Below are 17,800 nucleotides of genomic sequence, written 5' to 3'. Positions count from 1 at the left end.
CGAGGAGAGTCTCATGCAAATCGCCGTCGAACGGTCCAGCCCGAAGACCTCGGAGAGCGCCACCCGCACGTCGCGGGCCCGCCCTCCGGCGCCGCTGCTCGTGCAGCGGAGGACGATGACGCCGGCGCGACCGCCGGCCGAGCCGGCGCGCGCCACGCTGGAGCGGGCATTCGGGGCTGAGCTCTTTGCGGCCACGGCGATCCCGGCGCCGGTGCGGAGCAAGATGGAGGCGGCGTTCGGGGCCGACTTCTCCGGCGTGCGGGTGCACCCGAGATCGTCGCGTGCCGCGGAGCTGGGGGCGCTCGCGTACACGCAGGGGAGCGATATCCACATGGCGCCCGGGCAGTGGGCGCCCGAGACGAGGCAGGGACAGGAGCTCCTCGGGCACGAGCTCGCGCACGTGGTGCAGCAGCGACAGGGGCGCGTGCAGGCGACGGCGCAGTACAAGGGGGTCGCGCTCAACGACGACGCAGCGCTGGAAGCAGAGGCGGACGCGCTGGGGGCGCGGGCGGCGCAGGGGGCCTCCGCCGCGCCGCCGGCGAGGACCGCCACGCCGTCGCCGGCGGGCGGGCAGGTGTCGCAGGCGTACTCACAAATCGCGCGCGGGCCCGTCCTCCAGTGCGCCGGGGGCTGGAAGCGAAAGAGCACGCTCGACGGAGGCTCCGCTCCGAAGCGGACCGCGTTCTGGGGGTCGACCCAGCAGAGCATCACCTTGCGGCCGGGCGAGCACCGGCGGCACATCATCCCCAGCAGCCTCTTCGTCGCGGCGCTCACCGCGTGGAAGAACCACTGGGAAAACAGGCTCTCACCAGGTCAGATCGACCACTTCGAGGAACAATACGGCACCTGGCAAGATCTCTACGAGGTCCTCAACAACTACCGGCCGAACCTGATCCCTGGCCCCGGGCGGGACAACAGCGCCATCGGCATGTACATGCACAGCTCGGAGCAAGCCATCGACGCGGCCAGGGCCGCGGCGACGGACGCGGACCGGCTGACCAGCCTGACGACGGGGATGTCGAGGTTCAGCGGTTTTCAGCAGGACACGCAGAGATCGCTGTTCAATCCGGTGCTGCCGATCGTCGACAGCGCCGGATCGTTCTCCGAGGGCGCCGAGCTCGCCACCGATCTTCATGACAACGCTGGGTTCGACTGGCCCTACGGCGGCGCGCAGCACTTCGATCGATGGCAGGATGCTTACATCAGGTTCGCGAACATCAAGAGTCGACCGGGAGATTTCGCGTATGGGGCCTTCAATCACGCCATCCGTACGTTCCTGGAGCTGCCCCACCCGTGAGGCCTTGGTAGCGAGGTCGCGGTGACGCGCGGGGCCGCCTCGTCTCTCCGCCCGCGCCGAGGAGAGTCTCATGCAAATCGTCGTTGACCGGTCCACGCCGAAGAGCTCGGGGAACGCCGCCCGCACGTCGCGGGCGCGCCCTCCGGCGCCGATGCACCTGCCGCGGAGGGCGCCGCCGCTGACCCGACCGCCGGCCGAGCCGGCGCGCGCATCTCTGGAGCGGGCGTTCGGGGCTGATCTTTTCGCGGATCGGGCGGGCGCCGCGCGGGCGCCGCGCTCGAGCGGGCCGCCGGCCGGAGCGCAGAGGGTCGACACGGCCGCGTCCGAGGCGCTGGCGCAGAAGCCGGCGGAGGGGGCCGAGCGGCTGCTCGAGGCGGCCTCCGCCCTCGCGGCCGCGCTGCCGGGCGCCGCCGGGATCGCTGCGCCGCCGAAGCTCGACTGGGAGACCCACCCGGCCCACGTTCGCCTCTCGGAGCGGGTCGCCGCCCTGGAGGAGCGCTATCCGGGCCTGAAGCTCAGCTGGGTCGTCGACTGGGCGCGCCGGTTCATCGAGCAGGTGGTCGCCAAGGCGGACGCCACGCCCGCGGACAAGGGCGTCTTCGACGATCGCCTGGAGCAGATGGCCAAGGAGCTCGCGGCGAGGATCGACGCCACGAACCCGCAGCTGCGGGCCGGGGGCGGGGCCCCGCAGAGGGGGATCTCGGGCGGCGCGGGCACCCACCTGTGGACGGGCGGGGTCGACTACAAGGCCGCTCAGGCCGCCGCCCGGCGGGCCGCCGAGTCCGAGAGCCAGGCTGGCAATCTGGACGCGGCTTCGGTGGAGATGACCATCGCCGGGGAGCTCCTCGACAGCATCAATTTCTCGGGGAACGGGATCGACTACGCGCCCGAGGCGGACAAGCTGTGGAACGAGCTGTCCCGCGCCTTCGCCGGAAACGCTCGGGGGACGGTCCGCGTCCACACGTTGTACGGCGTCCGGAGCCCGAGCATCTTTTACTCGGTGGAGAGCCTGGCGCTGCTCCTCGTGCTCAAGGCCCAGGAGGAGCGCGAGAAGGTCGGCAAGAAGCAGGACGGCCCCGTGGTCGACGAGATCCGGATGCTGATCTACTTCCGCAAGGGCGAGATCGACCCGGAGACGGGGCAGCTCTCGGTCCCGAAGGACGAGAGCGGCAGGATGAAGGAGGAGCTCGTGAAGCAGCGGGAGGACCGCGTGACCACCTCCTACCAGCTCGAACGGGCGCGGGCGAACGCGTGGGACAAATCGCTTGCCTGGGAGCCGACCTTCGCTGTCGCCGGCTCGGTGAAGCACCGCGCCGCGCTCCTCGACGCGCGCCGCGCGGCGGGCTCGCCGGGCTGACGGAGCCTGAAGGAACACCCCGTTTAATTTCTCTTAAGATGACGACGCTCGGTCTCGTCGGTTTCATACGGAGACGTCACCGCCGAAAGGGACCTGCCATGTCACGGAACGTCTTTCTGTTCGAGCTCGCCGCCACGCGGGGCGACGCGGAGGAGGTCGAGCGAGACCTGCTCTCGCGCGCCTCGGCCTTCGCGCTAGGAGCCTTTCCCACGTTCGATCCGGCGCTCTTCGCGCACCGGATCCTGCGCGGGAAGGGCGCGTCGTACACCTGGGAGATCGGCCTCGACGAGATCGAGGAGGCCCGGCGCGCGGAGCTCCACGCCGCGCTGCTCGAGCAGATCCAGACGTCGCTCGCGGGCGTGGCCGAGCTCCGATCCTCCGCCGCGTACGCCGATCTGTCGCTCCCCGCGCCCGGCCCCGATCCCGCCCGGGCCAGGGGGGGCTCGGGCGGGGCGCTTTCGTTCGCGGACGGCGCTCTCCCGGTCTGGGAGGATCACGCGCGCGGCTCGGGCGCGGTGGAGGCAGGGAGCGCGCTGCCCGAGCATCTCACCGCCGAGATCGCGCGGTTCCGCGCCGCCGTGCCGGTCGAGCCGGGGCTCAAGCCCTGGGGCGCAGGGCACGTCTACACAGGCAGCGCGGACAAGGCTCACCTCGCTTACCTGCACCGGTATATCGACGCCCGGGCGGCGAGGGCGAGCTCCGCCGACCGGCGGAAGATCATGGCCTTTCGCGCGTTCCAGGCGCGCGAGGGCAGCACCGCCGCCATCAACACCTACGATGACCAGATCGTCACCTGGGGGACGGGCTGGGGCGGCCGCGGCTGGCTGGGCAAGGTGATGGAGCGGGCGACCGCGAACGACGCCGTGCGCGACGCGCTGGGCGCCGCCGGCGTCCGCTACCGCGGCAGCAACGTGTACGACGTCGTCGATCTCGACGCCGGCACGGTCGTCACCGGAGGCAAGGAAGCGCTCGAGATCGTGCGCCGCTCCGTCCCGCTCCTCCACCTGCTGATCGACCTGGCCAGGAACCCAGCCACGCGCGACGCGGTGACCGAGGCCCAGCTCCGCACGTTCATGGATGGCTCGGGCAACATCTGCGGCGCCGACGCGATCGCGACGCAGGCGCTGTTCAACCTGATCGCGCACCTCAAGCACTGGGCGCCCGGGTACGTGATCGGGTGTCTCGAGTGGGCCGTACCGCAGCTCGGCCCCGGGTCGCCGTCGGAGGAGCGCGACCGGCGCCTCGCCGCGCTCGTGGGCCGCTACTTCTACGGCAAGGCGCGCAAGCACAGGTGGATCCCGGACTTCAAGCAGTTCCGGCTGTACTTCCGGCACATGAAGGACGACGGGCTCGATTGCCTGGACGAGCCCTTCCTCCATGCCGCGGGGCCTCCGGCGGATGACCCGTTCGCCACCGCGATGGGCGCGCCCGCGGCGGCGCCCCCGCCGAAGGATCCGCGCCTCACGCGCGCGCCCCTCGCCGCGCAGCCCGATCTGGAGAGCGTCGCCTCGGGTCGGGGCGCGCTCCGGAGAGGGGCGAGGGGACCCGGGGTGAAGGCGTTGCAGGAGGCGTTGCTCGCGCTGGGCGAGAGCGCGCCTGGCGGCGCCGACGGCGCGTTCGGTCCGGGCCTCGAGGCGGCCGTGAAGCGGTTCCAGGCCGAGCGCGGCCTCGCCGCCGACGGCGTGGTCGGCGCGGCGACGGTCGCGGCCATCGACGCGGCCCTCGCCGCGGGCGCGGCGACCCGGACGACAGGCGCGGAGACATCGAATCGAAAGGAAGAGGAGGAGCACCGATGACCGCAGAGAAGAGCGATGACGGAGCCCCGCCGTGGACGAGCGTCCCCGCGTGGGTGGACATGGACCCGGCGCCCGCCGAGCCGCCCGAGGAGTGGCTGGCTCGCCCGGTCGCGTTCGCCGACGACGAGCCGCCGCCGCAGCTCGTCCGCACCGTGAACCTGCTGGACCCGCCCGAGCACGGCCTGCGCGGGCCCGAGGACGCCGAGGGCCTCGCCGCGTTCATCCTGTCCCGCGCCAGGGAGGGGATCGGCGACGTCTTCTCGCACCCCGATTACGACACCGCCTCCGGCGACCGCGAGGACTGGGCGCGAGCCATCGCCGAGCACCAGACCGGCATTCCGTACACGATGCCAGCCTTCTTCTACGGCGCGCAAAGAGGGGTCGCGAAGGCGATCGCCGGCAGCGGGCGGTACCCGATCGTGGGGCAGTGCCAGCAGTCGGTGACCACCGCGCTCTGCATCGGCGGCTGGGACGGCGGCCCGTACGGCGACATCGGCTGCGGGACCGACGCGCTGCCGGCTGCAGCCAGGCTGGGCGACGGCTGGACCTCCGTCCCGAAGGTGCTCGCCGACTGGCCCGACGACCTCTGGGAGAAGGTCACGGTCGGCTCGTGCCTCTTCTGGTCGGCGTCCGGCGCCGCGGGCGCCGGGAGCGGCCACGTGGCGATGGTGATCCGCAAGCACCCGGTCGAGCGCAAATGGCAGCTCTGGGACACCACCACGTCGTTCAACGACCCCGCGGTGCACGCCGCCGCCGGGAGGGGCGCGCGCATGCTCTGGGAGTCGCACTGGTGGCCGTTCATCCCGCCGGCGCTCTCCGGCGGTCGGTGGTCGTTCCGCGGGATCGCCCGGATCGACGGCCTCGGAGAGATCAAGAGCGATCTGAAGCCGCGCGGGCGCGCCCGCCTGCTCCTCCGGCGCCGCGGCGACGGCGCGCTGCTCTATCGCTCGGAGTGGATGTCGATGGAGGACGAGGGCCTCCCCATCTCCTGGCTGCTCCGTTCGCTGCGCGGCGCCCCCTTCCACGACCGCATCGAGCCCACGTGGTGCGTCAACTCGAAGTCCGACGCGCCGACCAAGCTCGCCCCGGACAACCGGCCGCTGCTCGACGTCTTCTGCGATGCAAAGGGCAACGCGAAGATGTCGTGGAGCCCGGCCCAGGGCCTGCACAACCGCCCTCACCAGGCGATCTGGGCGCCGCCCGCGGCGCTCCGCTGAGCCGCGGCAGCGGGCGAACCAGCAACCCGGGAGACAACCCTCATGCGTACCCTCATCATCAGTGATCTGCACCTCGGCAACGGGGGCGACTACGACGTCTTCGCCGGGGGCGAGGCGCTCCCCGCGCTCCTCGACCGGATCGCGGGCGAGCCCGCGCGGGTCGTGGTCAACGGCGATGGCGTCGACTTCCTCATGAACGAAGACCCGCTGGAGCTCGATCCGGCGCGCGCCGCCGCGCAGGCCCGCGCGATCGCCGCCGCGCCCGCGAGCGCCGCCGTGCTGGAGGCGTTCGGGCGCGTCCTCGCGCGCGGCGGCGAGGTCATCGTCCGCCTCGGCAACCACGACGTGGAGCTCGCCGTCCCGGAGGTGCAGGAGATCCTGCGCGCGGCGATGGATCAGCCGCCCGAGGTCGCAGCGCGCCTCACGTTCCAGCTCGGCGACGCCCCCGCGATCCTCGACGTCGGCGGCGCCCGGATCCTCGTCACCCACGGCGAGCACAACGACAACTGGAACAAGGTCGACTATGGGCGCCTGGCCCGGCTCGATCGGTTCAGGTACGCGGCCGGCTCGGTCCTCGTGAAGCAGCTCATGAACCCCATCGCGCGCCGGCACGGCATGCGCTTCGTGAGCCTGCTCAAGCCCGATTTCCAGGGCGCGGCGCTCGCCGCGCTCGCGGTCGCGCCCGGGATCGTGAAGCAGCTCTTCAGCGCGGCCTCGCTCGACATCGCCTGGCAGCTCTTCAAGAAGGCGGGGTCGGCGGCCTCGTTCGCCGAGGAGGAGGAGGATCTCGGGCTCGCCGAGCGGTTCGCCGACGCGGGCCTCGAGGCCGAGGAGGCGGCGGCGCTCGAGGCCACGCTCGGCGACGGGCCCGCGGCGTTCGCCGATGAAGAGACGATGTCGACCGCGAGCCTCAAGCTCGCGCGCGCCGGCCTGAAGCTCTACGCGGGCATGCAGAAGAGGCTCGCAGGCACGCTCGGTGACGAGTACTTCCGCCTCGAGCCCGAGGAGGCCGAGTGGGCCGACGCCCGGCGCCTGGCGAAGAAGTTCGACGCCGGCGCGGTGGTGCTCGGCCACACGCACGCGGCCCGCTGGAAGGTGGCCGACGGCATCGCCTTCGCCAACACGGGCACGTGGATCTGGCTGATGCAGCTGCCGCGCTCGGACGCAGGAGACGAGGCGTGGGCCGAGTTCCTCGAAGAGCTGCGGAACAACCCGAGGCTCCTGCCCGAGCGGCAGCGGGCGGCGAAGACCGTCCGGCGCCTCACCGCCGTGCTCCTCGACGCGCACCCGGACGGCGGCGCGACGATGCGGCTCGTGCAATGGGACGATGGAGAGCTCCGCTCCCTGGAGGCCGCGCGCGTGCCCCCGGGGGGCGCGGCGCCTGGGAGGGAGGCGTGATGTCCGACATCGAGCTGCTCCTCTGCCACGCCGACGATCAACGACCCGTCCTCGAAGAGGGGCTGCCGCTCGAGTCCGCCGCGGACGAGGCGCAGCCCGGCGGAGAGGAGCTGATCCACGATTTCGCCGATTTCTCCGACGATCCCAACGACCTCTCGCTCCAGCGCTGGTCCGTCATCGCGCCCGAGGGGCCGGCGGGCGACGCCCTGCTCGCGCTCGTCGAGCCCCTGATCCGGAAGCGGGAGCAGGACCAGGGCGCGCCCGTCGTGCCTTACCGCGTCCCCGCCGGCATGGACGCGGACGCGGCGATCCGGTGGAGCAAGAGCGTCTATCATGACGAGTCGGCCGCGCTCGAGGATCTGCCGCGGTATCTGCTCGTGCTGGGCGACCTCGACGAGGTCTCGCTCGAGCTCCAGCAGGCCATGGCGAGCGAGGCGCTCGTCGGTCGCCTGGTGTCCCGGTCCGCCGCCGGCTACGCGGCGTACGTGGACAAGCTCCTCTCCTCGGAGCGCGCCCCTCCGAGGGAGGCGCGGGCGCGGGCGCTCTTCTTCACCGCGCAGGACGGCACCGCGGCGACCACCATCGGCCACAGGGCGCTCGTCGCGCCCAGCGTGGCGCGGTGCCGCGACACCCGGCAGAGGGGCAGCTTCAAGGCGAGGGACATCGAGGAGATCGGGTATGACGGCGCCGAGGCGGCGAGGAGCGCGCTCCTCGAGCAGCTCGAGCGGCCGGAGCCGTCGATGCTGTTCACCATGAGCCACGGCCTGGGCGCGCCCCGCAGGGGATGGACGTCGGCGGACGAGCAGCGCGCCGTGCAAGGGGCGATGAGCCTGGGCTCCGGCGTGCGCATCGCGGCCGAGGACCTCGGCGACAGGCCCTTTCTGCCCGGCGGGATCTGGTTCTTCCTCGCGTGTTATGGCGGCGGGACGCCGGCGGCGAGCGCCTACCACCACTGGCTCGCCCGCCTGCGCGACGCGGGCGGCTTCGGCGGCCGGGTCGACGGCGTGCTCGCCGGCCTCCCCAGGCCGGGCGATCGGCCCTTCATCGCCGCGCTGCCGCAGGCCGCGCTGGCGAGCCCGCGCGGCCCGCTCGCGGTCATGGCCCACATCGATCTGGCCTGGACCTACAGCTTCCAGGACATGGGGCCCGACGGCAAGGACAGGGCGTCGCGGTTCGAGGGCGTCTTCAGCTCGCTGGTCAAGGGCGCCCGCGTGGGCAACTCGTACAACGAGCTCCTCCGTTACCTGGGGAACGCCAACCACGAGCTCGCCGCGATGTACAACCAAGAGGCGAGGGCCGAGACGGCGGGCAAGCCGCTCGCCCCCGACCAGGGTCGCGCGAAGCGGCGGGCGAACCTGTGGATGCTGCGCGAGGATCTCGCGGGGTACGTCCTCCTGGGGGATCCGGCGGCGCGGCTCGCGATCGACCGCGACAGGGGAGCCGTCAAGGCCACGCCCGCGCCGGCGGAGGTGCGCTCGCCCGTCCCGCAGCTGCCTACCGCGCCGCCGGCCCCGGCGGCGGGGCGCGCGCGGGACGCGGCGCGCATGCAGCGCGCCGTCCACGAGAAGATCCTCGGGGAGGAGGGCGACAGGAAGATCGCCGAGAGATACGGTATCACGCGCGAAGAGCTCCAGCGCTGGTACGACGCCTATTGCGAGGCCGGGCTCGCGGCGCTGGGCGAGCTGCCGTAGCGGTGCGCGCGCCCGAAGAGGAGCCCGACGCCCCGCCGGCCCGCCCCCCCGCCGAGGCCGTGGGCGAGGCGCCGCCACGCAGGGCCCGGCGGCGCCTCGCCCTGCGGTCGCGCCGACGCGATCGCGTCGACAGCGTCAACACCAGCAGCCGGCGCCTCCGGGAGCAGCTCTGGACGCTCGCGCTGCTCGCCCTCCTCGTCCTGATGCTCCTCGTGGCGCTCACGGCCACGGCGCGAGCTCCCGTCCAGCAATGGCCTGCCTGGGGATATCGGACCCTCCTCGGCGTCTTCTCGTTTGGCGTCCTGGGAGCCACCTTCAGCGCTGCTCGATCGCTCAAGGGCTCTTCCCGCCGGGCCAGGGCTCACGCGCAGGCGTCGGACGCGCGGGTCACCCTCTCGCGCGCCGTCCTCGGGGCGCTGCCGGGGCTCGCCGCGTACGCGTTCCTCCAGTCGAGGGTGCTGAACCTCGGGGACGCCGACAACAGCAAGGCCTTCGCGATCGCGTTCATCGCCGGCTTCAGCGAGCGGCTCGTGCTCAAGGTGGCAGAGACGTTCGCCGGGGAGCAGAAGGCGAGATAGCGGCGGCGGCGGGCGCGCCGCGCCCGTCACGGGGCAGAGCGCGTGTCCTGAGGTCGCGCGTGGTCGGTCCGAGGCGAGACGAACCGGACGACGGCGCGCGGCGCGAGGCGATAACCGTGCTCATTGCGCTCGATGACCTCCCTGAGCCCCATGCGGCGGAGCTGGGTCAGGGCCACGTAGACGCGGTTGGCCCCCGCGCCCGCCACCGGCCGCTCGCCGGGCCAGCCCGCCTCGAACAGGTCCTGGAGCGAGAGCGAGGCGTCCGGCGCCTCGTCGTGCCGGTCGACGAGGGCCGTCACGATGCGGCTGAGCGCGTGCCCGAGCGTGTGCTTCTCGCCGTCCTTCGCCGCGATCCAGCGCACCTCGCAGCCGAGGACCAGCGTGGGCGGGCAGGCCGGCGGCGCCTCCGCGGCGAGCGGCAGCGGCCGCCCGGCGAGCAAGCTGGCCACGAGCGACGCGAACCCCTCGGGATCCGGCGCCTCGCTGCAGGGCGCGAGGTGGTGGCGGAGGTCCGCCTCCTCGGCGCGCCTCCGCGCGTGCGCCGGCGCGAAAGGGGCGCGCCGCTCCAGCTGCCCGGGCGGCTCGAGGTCCATCGCGCGGAGGTTCCGGTCGGCGCCGCGCGCGCTCGCCGCGCTGCCCTGGACCGCGTGGCGGAGCGACCGCGCGAGGAGCGACAGCGCGAGCTCGTCGCCCGCCGGGGTCGGCTCGCCGCCCGCCGCCACCTCGGGCGCCTGGAACTCCAGGACCCTGTCGATCGGCTGTCCTCCGTCCCTCTCGAGCGGGGCATCCCTGCCGTAGCCGACGAGATAAAAGCGCCCTTCGCGGGAGAAGAGGACGTCAGCGCACGAGACGCGACCGATGCAGACGGGCCGCCCGTGCTTCGGATCGATCACCGCGTGGGCCGCCCGCATCGCCTCGCGGAGGCTCGCGACGAGGCCGGCCGCGCTCCCGGGCGGCACCGTCCAGCCGGCGTCGTTCAGGAGGCTCGTGAGGTCGACGCCGTCGATCACGGCGTCACAGGCGAGCTCGATGTACGGCATGCCGTCGGCGACGCCGCGCGCCGCGACCTTCGGGATGAGCGGGTGATCGAGGAGCGCGTGGACGCGCTCGATCTCGGCGAATACGGCCTTCGCCCGCGCCGCGCTGACGGCCGGGCCGGGCACGATGACCACGCAGGGCTCCGCGTCCCCGGCGCGCGTCGCCGCGACGACGTGGAAGCCGTCGCGACGGCGGATGGAGCGCGGGGCCTCATATCTGCCGAGCCATCGTGAGCGAGAATCGTCCGTGAGTTCCATGATCGTGTCCGTTCCTCAGTCGCGCACGCCTGCCGGCACACATCATTAATCACACCCCAAGGACGTTTCCGCCGATGCGTTCTTAATAGTTTTTAAGGTGAGAAATCCTCCTGCTGCGGTCTACAAAGCCACGGAGTCGAACACGGCAGGGAGCACAACGTAGCGAGGCTTGTCTTTCGATGTGGTTGGAGATCGAGCTCGACATCAGCGGTGATGAGGTGCGCGTCAACGCGCGTGGCAGCCGGGGAGAGCGCCCCGCGGGGCACGCGATAGCCGCCGAGCAGGGCCTCGGTGCCCTGCAGACCTTCGCCAACAAGATCGGGAGGGCGGTCCGCGGCGGTAAATCGCTCGATCCAGCGGCGGTGAGCGAATCGCAGGCGCTCCACGAGGAGGTCTTCAAACGGGAGCTGCGCGACGTCCTCGTGCGGCTCGGCGAGGCGTCGAAGGGCGGGCCGCTCCTCTTGCGGCTCTTCGCCCGCGATCACGCGCTCCAGGCCATCCCCTGGGAGGCGCTCTGCAGGCCGGGGACGTCCGAAGGGTTTCTGGGGACCGACCCCCGGGTGCTCTTCGCGCGCGGCGTCACCTCGTCGGAGCCGTGGGAGCCGCGCGAGGTCAAGGGCGCCGTCCGGGTGCTCGGGATCGCGCCGGGCGCCGGCGAGCGGGCCCTCGACGTGCTGCGCGAGGCGCTCGCCCCGTCGATCGACGCCGGCGAGGTGGAGTGGCTCGATCCGATCGCCGGGCCGGAGATCAGCGCGCGGGCCCTCTTCGATCGGCTCCGTCGCGGCAAGAGCCCGCACGTCGTGCACTGGCTCGGCCACGGCGGCGTGGATCTCTCGGGCAAGCCCGTCCTGCGCGTCTCGGACGACGAGGACGGCGAGGAGGCCTGGATCACCGCCGAGGCGCTGGGCCGCGAGCTCTCGGCCGCCTTCTGCGAGGAGCTGCGCCTCGTGATCCTCGAGGCCTGCGAGGGCGCCAGGGCGGGCGCGCTCGGCAGCGCGGCGGAGATCCTGGCCAGGGCGGGCGCGGACGCCGTGGTGGCGCACCTCTGGCCGGTGAAGGCCGACGTGGCGCGCGCGTGCTCGACCGAGCTCTACCGCGCGCTCACGGGCGCCTCGCTGGGCCAGGGCGACATCGGCGCGAGCGTGGCGGCGGCGCGGCGGACGCTGCTGTCCCAGAGCGCCGAGGCGTTCTCGCCGATCCTGTACCTCCGCGGCTCGGACTCGGTGGTCTTCAACTTCCAGGGCCGCCGCGTGACGAAGCCGGGGAAGAAGGGCCGATCGAGGGCGCTCGCGCCCGCGCTCCAGGGCCTGCTCGAGCGGCCGTTCACGATGGTGCTCGGCGATCTCGAGGACGATCGCGCCGCGCTCCAGCGGGAGCTCGAGCAGTTCATGCAGGAGAGCGGCGAGCCGGCGGCGCAGGGGATGTCGCTGAGCGCGCTCACCCAGCGCTGCGTGCTCCGGTTCGGGCAGGAGGTGCTGCACTCGCTCTTCCAGCAGGCGCTGACCGCTGCGCCCGCCGCGACGGCCCCGCCGCTCGTCGAGGCGCTCGCGCGCTTCGTCCGGCCGGGCGTCCACGTCACGCTGCTCTGGCGGCCCTGCCTCGAGCACGCGATCGCGCAGAGGCTGCCGCAGCGGACCGTGTACGCCATCCAGCCGTCCCTCCTGGGCGCTTCCGGCAAGCCGCGCGTCGTCAAGCGCGCCGCGGGGGCGGCGACGTGGAAGATGGATCCCGTCATGCCCAGGCGCTTCGATCTCGACAGCGAGATCGTCGTGCTCCGCCTGTACGGCGGCTACTCGGCCGAGCCGCGCCCCATCTTCTCGCCGCCGCTGCTCACCGAGGACGATCACATCCACGGCCCCCTCGGCGCTGACGGCGCCCGGCCGCCGCTATGGATGGAGGAGCTCCTGGCGCGGCCGCGCGTGCAGCCCGGCCTCTTCGTCGCGCTCTCGAGCCTCGACTTCCGCCACCGCATGCTGCTGCGCTGGCTCTACGATCAACGCCCGGCGCCCCCGGACAGCCTGGCCGTCCTCGCGCCTGGGGTCGAAGGGAGCGAGATCGAGATCTGGGGCAACGGCGGCGGGCTGCCCGGCACGGGCCACATCGCGGCCACCACCGGAGATCTGGTGGAGCTCGCGGAGCAGCTCGACGCCTTCGCGCTCGAGGACGCCTCGTGACACACCCGAGGAGCCATTGACCATGATCCCCCGCGAGGACCGGCTGGACCTCCTGCTCGCCGACGCCGACGAGCGCCGCCCCGTGCTCGACGAGGGGCTGCCCGACGACACCGCCCAGCGCGCGCCGAGGCCCAGGAAGGCCCGCGACGCCAACCACTGGCGCCGCACCGACGCCGATCGCAACGACCTCACCCTCCAGCGATGGGCGGTGATCGCGCCGGAGGGCCGGGAGGGCGACCGGATGCTCGAGGCGATCCAGCCGCTCGTCGCGCTGCGCGAGGCCGAGCAGGGCTCTCCCGCGCGCGTGTACCGCGTGCCGCACGGGATGGACGCCAAGCGATCTGCGGACTTCCGGAGAGACATCTACTGGTCCGAGGAGGTGGCGGAGGAGGACAGGCCCCTTTACCTGATGATGCTCGGCGATCTCCATCACACCTCGGTGGAGCTCCAGCACGCGCTCGCCAATGACGCGCTCGCGGGGCGCGTCCACTTCGCGGACGGCGCGGGAGAGACGGATCTCGCCGGCTATGCCGCCTACGCCGAGAAGGTCGTCCGCTACGCGCAGCGCGGCACGCCCGAGGCCTCGCCGGAGCTGCTCTTCTACGCCGCGCCCGACGGCTCGGCGGCCACGGTCGCGGGCAAGCTCAGGCTCGTCGACCCGAGCGTGGCCACGTCGATGGAAGCGCACGCCAGGGGCAAGCTCCCCGCGGCCGCGGTGCGCGAGATCTCCGCCGGCAGCGTGGACGATCTGCTCGCCGGGGGCGGCGGCGCGCGCCCCTCGGTGCTGCTCTCGGTGAGCCACGGCCTGGGCGCGCCCCGGCGCGGCTGGCGCAGAGAGGAAGACGCCTGGCGGCGCCAGGGGGCGCTCGTGATCGCCCACGACGAGATCCTCGACGCCGAGCGGCTGCGGGGACAGGCGTTCTTGCCGGGAGGCATGTGGTTCTACCTGGCCTGCCTCGGCGCGGGCACGCCGGCGGAGAGCGTCTATCACGCATGGCTCTCGCAGCTCGCGCAGGAGGATCGTTATGGCGGCAGCCTGAAAGCCGTGCTGCACAGCCTCCCCGCGTCCGGCAACCGCCCCTTCGTCGCGGCCCTGCCGCAGGCCGCGCTGGCCAACCCGGCGGGGCCGCTCGCCGTCATCGGCCACGTCGACCTCGCGTGGACGTACGGCTTCTCGGGGACGAGGAGCCTGTCGGAGAGCAAGAAGTCCCGTATCTATCGCCCGCTCGAGGTGCTGGTCCGCGGCAGTCGCGCGGGGATCGCGCTGGAGGCGCTGATGGAGTTCTACCGCGGCGCGAACGACGATCTCGCGCAGAGCTACCAGCGCGAGGCCGACGCGCGCGCGGCGGGCCGCGCCGATCCCACGGATCGCGCCGATCGCGCTCACCTGTGGATGCTGCGCAACGATCTCCGCGGCTACGTGCTGCTCGGCGATCCGGCGGCGCGGCTGCCGCTCCAGCAGCTCGCGCTGCGCGCCGAGGCGCCCGCGCCTGCCGAGGTGGGGTGTACCCCGCCGGAGGCGCCGGCCGGAGGCGCTGCGCCCGGGGCGCAGGCGCGGGAGGCGGCCGTGCTGGCGATGATCCGCGGAGACGAGGCGCCGCGCGCGATCGCGGCGCGCGCGCGGGTGTCGCTGGAGACGTTGTGGAGCTGGGTCGACGCCTATCGCGCGGGCGGCCGCGAGCGACTCGGGCGGTGAGGGAGCTTCGCGGCGTCGTGCAACCCACATCGTCGATCAGGCGGCGTTTGCCGGCATCTGCACATCAAGAACGTGTGCGAACCGCACGAGCCGGCGCGACGCAGCAGCCCCGGCGCCATGAGACGCGAAGTACATGAGGTCTCTCCGGTGTCTGGAGCGCTCTTGCCGAGACGAGCCATCACCGCTCAGGAGCGTGCGGCCACGTACCTAACGCCGGCGCAGGCGCGCGCGCCATCGTCCCTTCGGACAGCTTGACGCGCGACGGGACCCGTGATGTCGCCCTGCGTTTGGGCTCAGGAAAGCGGGCTGTTCGTCACGCCCGGATCCAGCGCCCGCCGACATCGTCGATCCCGAGGCCGCATCCGCTCTCCAGGCGTCCGGTCCTCGGCCAGACCTCGCAGATCAAGCGACCCTCCCCGTCGCGGCGCTCACCCGTCTCGCCCGCCGCTCCGCTCCAGCAGCGCCGCGAGCTCCGCCGCCGACGCCACCCCGAGCTTTGCCGTCGCGCTCGCCCGGTGCTGCTTCACGGTCGACTCGGCGAGCCCCAGCTCCGCCGCGATCTGCTTGTTCAGCCGCCCGCGCGCGATCCGGTCGCACACCTGCCGCTCGCGCGGCGTGAGCGCGTCGAGCCGCGCCGCGAGCGCCTCCCGTTCCTCCCGCGCCGCCCGCGCCCGCGCGTCGAGGTCCATCGCGCGCCTCACGGCCGCGAGCACCTCGTCCGCCTCGAGCGGCTTCAGCAGGAAGTCCACCGCGCCCTCCTTCATCGCCTGCACCGACGCGCGCACGTCCCCGTGTCCGGTGATGAAGATGAGCGGCAGCCGGCACCCGGACGCCCTGAGCGCCGCCTGGAGGTCGAGCCCGCCGAGCTCCGGCATCGCCAGGTCCACGATCACGCAGCCGGCCCGCGCGTCCGGCGCCGCCGCCGCGGACGCCAGGAACGCGCGCGCCCCCTCGAACAGCTCCACCTCGTAGCCCGAGGCGCCGAGCAACCGGCCCACGCTCCGCAGCACCGCGCCGTCGTCGTCGATCACCACGACCTTCGCCGTCACGCCCGTCATCGTTCCTCCTGCGCCGCCTCGCCCGGCAGCTCGAGGCGCGCAGCCACGCCGCCCGCGGGCGCGCGCTCGGCCCACAGCCGACCGCCGTGCGCGTCCGCGATCGACCGGCTGATGCAGAGCCCGAGGCCGAGGCCCTCCGACTTCGTCGTGAAGAACGGCTCGAAGAACCGCTCGAGATCATCCATCGCGCCCCCCTCGCCCGAGTCCTCCACCACGAGCGCCACGCGCCCGTCGGTGCGCGCCGTCCTCACGATCACCCGGCGGTCGCCGTACGGCCGTCCGGAGACGGCGTCGAGCGCGTTCGAGATCAGGTTCAGCGCCACCTGCTGGAGCTGGACCGCATCGCCCCGCACCGCGGGCAGGTCGGGCGCGAGCTCCAGCGCGATCGTCGCCCCGCGCAGGAGCGCGTCGTTGCCCACGAGCCGCGCCACCTCGCGCGCCGCCTCGTTCAGGTCGCACCGTTCCCTCTGCGCCTCGCCCTTCTTCAGCAGCACGCGCATCCGCCGGATCACCTGGCCGGCCCGCCGGGCGCCGGCGACGATCTCCTCGAGGGCAGCGCCCACCTCCGCGACGTCCGGCGCCGCGCGGCGCAGCAGGATCTCCGCCGCCTGCGCGCTCGTGAGCACCGCGGAGAGCGGCTGGTTGATCTCGTGCGCGATCGAGGACGCGAGCTCGCCCATCGCCGCCACGCGGTTGAGGTGCGAGAGCGCGCTGAGCGACTCGCGCGCCTGGCGCTCGGCGCGCTTCCGGCCGGTCACGTCGAAGTGGGAGACGACCGCCCCGCCGTCCTTCCACGAGAGCCGCCGCGCCCGCACCTCGGTCCAGCGCTCGGCGCCATCGTGACGGTACTCGACCGTGCCCTCGACGTCGCGCCCGGCGAGCACCCCCTCCACGAGCTCCACGACCCGCCCGGCGCCGGCGTCGCCCGCCGCCGCGGCCCGCTGGAACGCGCCGAGGTAGCTCTCCCCCTCGGCGACACGGTCGAGCGGGCCCGGCGCCCCCTCGCGCGGCGCGCGCGCCCACGCCCGGTTCGTGCGGAGCATCACCCCGGTCCTGTCCACGACCGCCACGAAGCCGACCATCGAGGCGAGCACGGCGTCGCTCATCGCCTGAGCGCGCCCGCGCCGCCGCCGCTCGACGACGAGCGCGGCGATCAGGGTGGTCTGGAGCGTGACCGCGACCGCGGCGCCCACCGCCCACCGGCGGTAAAGATCCCAGAAGGACGGCACCCGGAAGTGGACCTCGGCGCCGGGCGGCAAGCGTTCCTCGGGGATCCGGAAGAGGGCGAGCTCGCGCGCGTCGAAGGCGAGCGCGTTCGCGTCCGCGGCGCGGATCGGGATCGACGCCGCGGGCTCGCCGCCGAGGAGCCGCAGCGTAATCCCGCCCAGGTCGCGCCCGACCCGCCCGTAGTCGACGATCTCCCCGCCGACGATCCCTTTGCCGAGCCCGACGCCGTGAACGGAGAAGAACGGGCGCTGGGTCTGCGCTCGGATCCGCTCGAAGGCCTGTAGCCCGACGAAGCGGTCCCCGGCGCCATCCATGTAGAACGTGTCGAACAGGACGATGGCGTTCTCCGGGAGCGCGGCGAGGCGCCGATCGAGCTCGGCGAGCGGCAGGCTCGCGAGGTCCAGGAGCGCGACGCGGCCGGCGAGGGGGCCGAGATCGCGGGCGATCCCGTCGTGGCGCGCGCGTTCCCAGGGGCTCGCGCCCATGACGAGCGCGACCTCTCGCGTGTCGGGGAGGAGGCGCAGCGCGCCCTCCGCCGTCCGGAGCCACGCGTAGTCGAGCCAGATCCCGGTGACGTCCGGCGCGGCGGGCACCGCGAGGGCGGCGCTCCGGTCCTCGCTCAGGAAGAGCACGGGCACGCCGGACCACAGCTCGCGCCGCAGATCGAGCACGACCCGGAGCACGTCGAGCCGGAGCGCGACGATCACGCCGGGGTGATAGCTGCTGTATTTCGCCCGATAGAAGCGGCGGAGCTCGCGCGTGTAATCGGGGGTGTCGAACCACGACAGGTCGAGGAACTCGAGCTTGAAGGTGACCGGCCCGCCCCACCCGACCCGCACCGATTCCCGGAGCTCGCCGTTGATCGAGGACATGGCCGGCGCGGTCGGGTCATCCGACTGGAAGACCAGGACCTGCGCCGGCGCTTGGTCCGCCAGCGCCGGCGCGGGCGCGCCGAACGCGATCGCGAAGGTCGCGATCGGGAGCACGAGCGCCGAACAGGAATTCCGTGGATGCCT

The 17,800-nt window shown here is 73.2% G+C and carries 12 protein-coding genes; 9 read left to right on the top strand and 3 right to left on the bottom strand.

Annotated elements, in window-relative coordinates:
• The first annotated feature begins 13 nt into the window (after positions 1 to 13).
• The 7 genes from WME98_RS51975 (at position 14) to WME98_RS51945 (ending at position 9,334) form a co-directional block, all read left to right on the top strand.
• Positions 14 to 1,297, top strand: coding sequence for an eCIS core domain-containing protein (locus WME98_RS51975; RefSeq protein ID WP_437949004.1), 1,284 nt, complete (start codon positions 14 to 16; stop codon positions 1,295 to 1,297).
• A 70-nt stretch (positions 1,298 to 1,367) separates the two neighbouring features.
• Entirely contained in the window at positions 1,368 to 2,654 is a 1,287-nt protein-coding gene (locus WME98_RS51970) for a hypothetical protein (protein ID WP_437949003.1), read from the top strand.
• Between the two features lie 98 nt (positions 2,655 to 2,752).
• Entirely contained in the window at positions 2,753 to 4,450 is a 1,698-nt protein-coding gene (locus WME98_RS51965; protein WP_437949002.1) for a peptidoglycan-binding domain-containing protein, read from the top strand.
• Entirely contained in the window at positions 4,447 to 5,667 is a 1,221-nt protein-coding gene (locus WME98_RS51960; protein WP_437949001.1) for a hypothetical protein, read from the top strand. The genes WME98_RS51965 and WME98_RS51960 overlap by 4 nt, the downstream gene beginning before the upstream one ends.
• Positions 5,668 to 5,709: 42 nt before the next feature.
• A complete protein-coding gene (locus tag WME98_RS51955; RefSeq protein WP_437949000.1) occupies positions 5,710 to 7,065 on the top strand; it encodes a metallophosphoesterase in 1,356 nt (451 codons plus the stop codon).
• Positions 7,065 to 8,756 (top strand): hypothetical protein, encoded by a 1,692-nt coding sequence (locus tag WME98_RS51950; RefSeq protein WP_437948999.1) that lies wholly within the window; start codon positions 7,065 to 7,067, stop codon positions 8,754 to 8,756. The genes WME98_RS51955 and WME98_RS51950 overlap by 1 nt, the downstream gene beginning before the upstream one ends.
• Positions 8,757 to 8,758: 2 nt before the next feature.
• Entirely contained in the window at positions 8,759 to 9,334 is a 576-nt protein-coding gene (locus tag WME98_RS51945) for a hypothetical protein (protein WP_437948998.1), read from the top strand.
• A 26-nt stretch (positions 9,335 to 9,360) separates the two neighbouring features.
• Here the strand turns inward: WME98_RS51945 and WME98_RS51940 are convergent, their stop codons facing one another.
• A complete protein-coding gene (locus tag WME98_RS51940) occupies positions 9,361 to 10,629 on the bottom strand; it encodes a hypothetical protein (RefSeq protein WP_437948997.1) in 1,269 nt (422 codons plus the stop codon).
• 179 nt (positions 10,630 to 10,808) lie between these two features.
• Here WME98_RS51940 and WME98_RS51935 point away from each other — a divergent pair, with 179 nt between their 5' ends.
• Together WME98_RS51935 and WME98_RS51930 are read left to right on the top strand one after the other, a co-directional pair.
• A complete protein-coding gene (locus WME98_RS51935) occupies positions 10,809 to 12,803 on the top strand; it encodes a CHAT domain-containing protein (RefSeq protein ID WP_437948996.1) in 1,995 nt (664 codons plus the stop codon).
• 22 nt (positions 12,804 to 12,825) lie between these two features.
• Positions 12,826 to 14,499: a hypothetical protein gene (locus tag WME98_RS51930; RefSeq protein ID WP_437948995.1), complete on the top strand. Its 1,674-nt coding sequence runs from the start codon at positions 12,826 to 12,828 to the stop codon at positions 14,497 to 14,499.
• A 428-nt stretch (positions 14,500 to 14,927) separates the two neighbouring features.
• Here the strand turns inward: WME98_RS51930 and WME98_RS51925 are convergent, their stop codons facing one another.
• Complete coding sequence (locus WME98_RS51925) at positions 14,928 to 15,557, bottom strand: response regulator transcription factor (protein WP_061622704.1); 630 nt, start codon at positions 15,555 to 15,557, stop codon at positions 14,928 to 14,930.
• Positions 15,554 to 17,770, bottom strand: coding sequence for an ATP-binding protein (locus tag WME98_RS51920; protein WP_437948994.1), 2,217 nt, complete (start codon positions 17,768 to 17,770; stop codon positions 15,554 to 15,556). Before WME98_RS51920 ends, WME98_RS51925 begins: the two co-directional genes overlap by 4 nt.
• Positions 17,771 to 17,800 lie beyond the last annotated feature (30 nt).

Origin of the sequence: Sorangium sp. So ce296 (assembly GCF_051529605.1) — a bacterium.
Lineage (GTDB): Bacteria > Myxococcota_A > Polyangia > Polyangiales > Polyangiaceae > Sorangium > Sorangium cellulosum_D.
Note: the sequence above shows the minus strand (reverse complement) of the source record. Positions and strands in the feature narration are given on the sequence as shown.

Excerpts from the sequence above, each read along its gene's own strand:
- WME98_RS51975 (WP_437949004.1), top strand. The coding sequence starts at position 14 with ATGCAAATCGCCGTCGAACGGTCCAGCCCGAAGACCTCGGAGAGCGCC.
- WME98_RS51940 (WP_437948997.1), bottom strand. The coding sequence starts at position 10,629 with ATGGAACTCACGGACGATTCTCGCTCACGATGGCTCGGCAGATATGAG.
- WME98_RS51925 (WP_061622704.1), bottom strand. The coding sequence starts at position 15,557 with ATGACGGGCGTGACGGCGAAGGTCGTGGTGATCGACGACGACGGCGCG.
- WME98_RS51955 (WP_437949000.1), top strand. The coding sequence starts at position 5,710 with ATGCGTACCCTCATCATCAGTGATCTGCACCTCGGCAACGGGGGCGAC.
- WME98_RS51965 (WP_437949002.1), top strand. The coding sequence starts at position 2,753 with ATGTCACGGAACGTCTTTCTGTTCGAGCTCGCCGCCACGCGGGGCGAC.
- WME98_RS51970 (WP_437949003.1), top strand. The coding sequence starts at position 1,368 with ATGCAAATCGTCGTTGACCGGTCCACGCCGAAGAGCTCGGGGAACGCC.
- WME98_RS51930 (WP_437948995.1), top strand. The coding sequence starts at position 12,826 with ATGATCCCCCGCGAGGACCGGCTGGACCTCCTGCTCGCCGACGCCGAC.
- WME98_RS51935 (WP_437948996.1), top strand. The coding sequence starts at position 10,809 with ATGTGGTTGGAGATCGAGCTCGACATCAGCGGTGATGAGGTGCGCGTC.
- WME98_RS51960 (WP_437949001.1), top strand. The coding sequence starts at position 4,447 with ATGACCGCAGAGAAGAGCGATGACGGAGCCCCGCCGTGGACGAGCGTC.
- WME98_RS51950 (WP_437948999.1), top strand. The coding sequence starts at position 7,065 with ATGTCCGACATCGAGCTGCTCCTCTGCCACGCCGACGATCAACGACCC.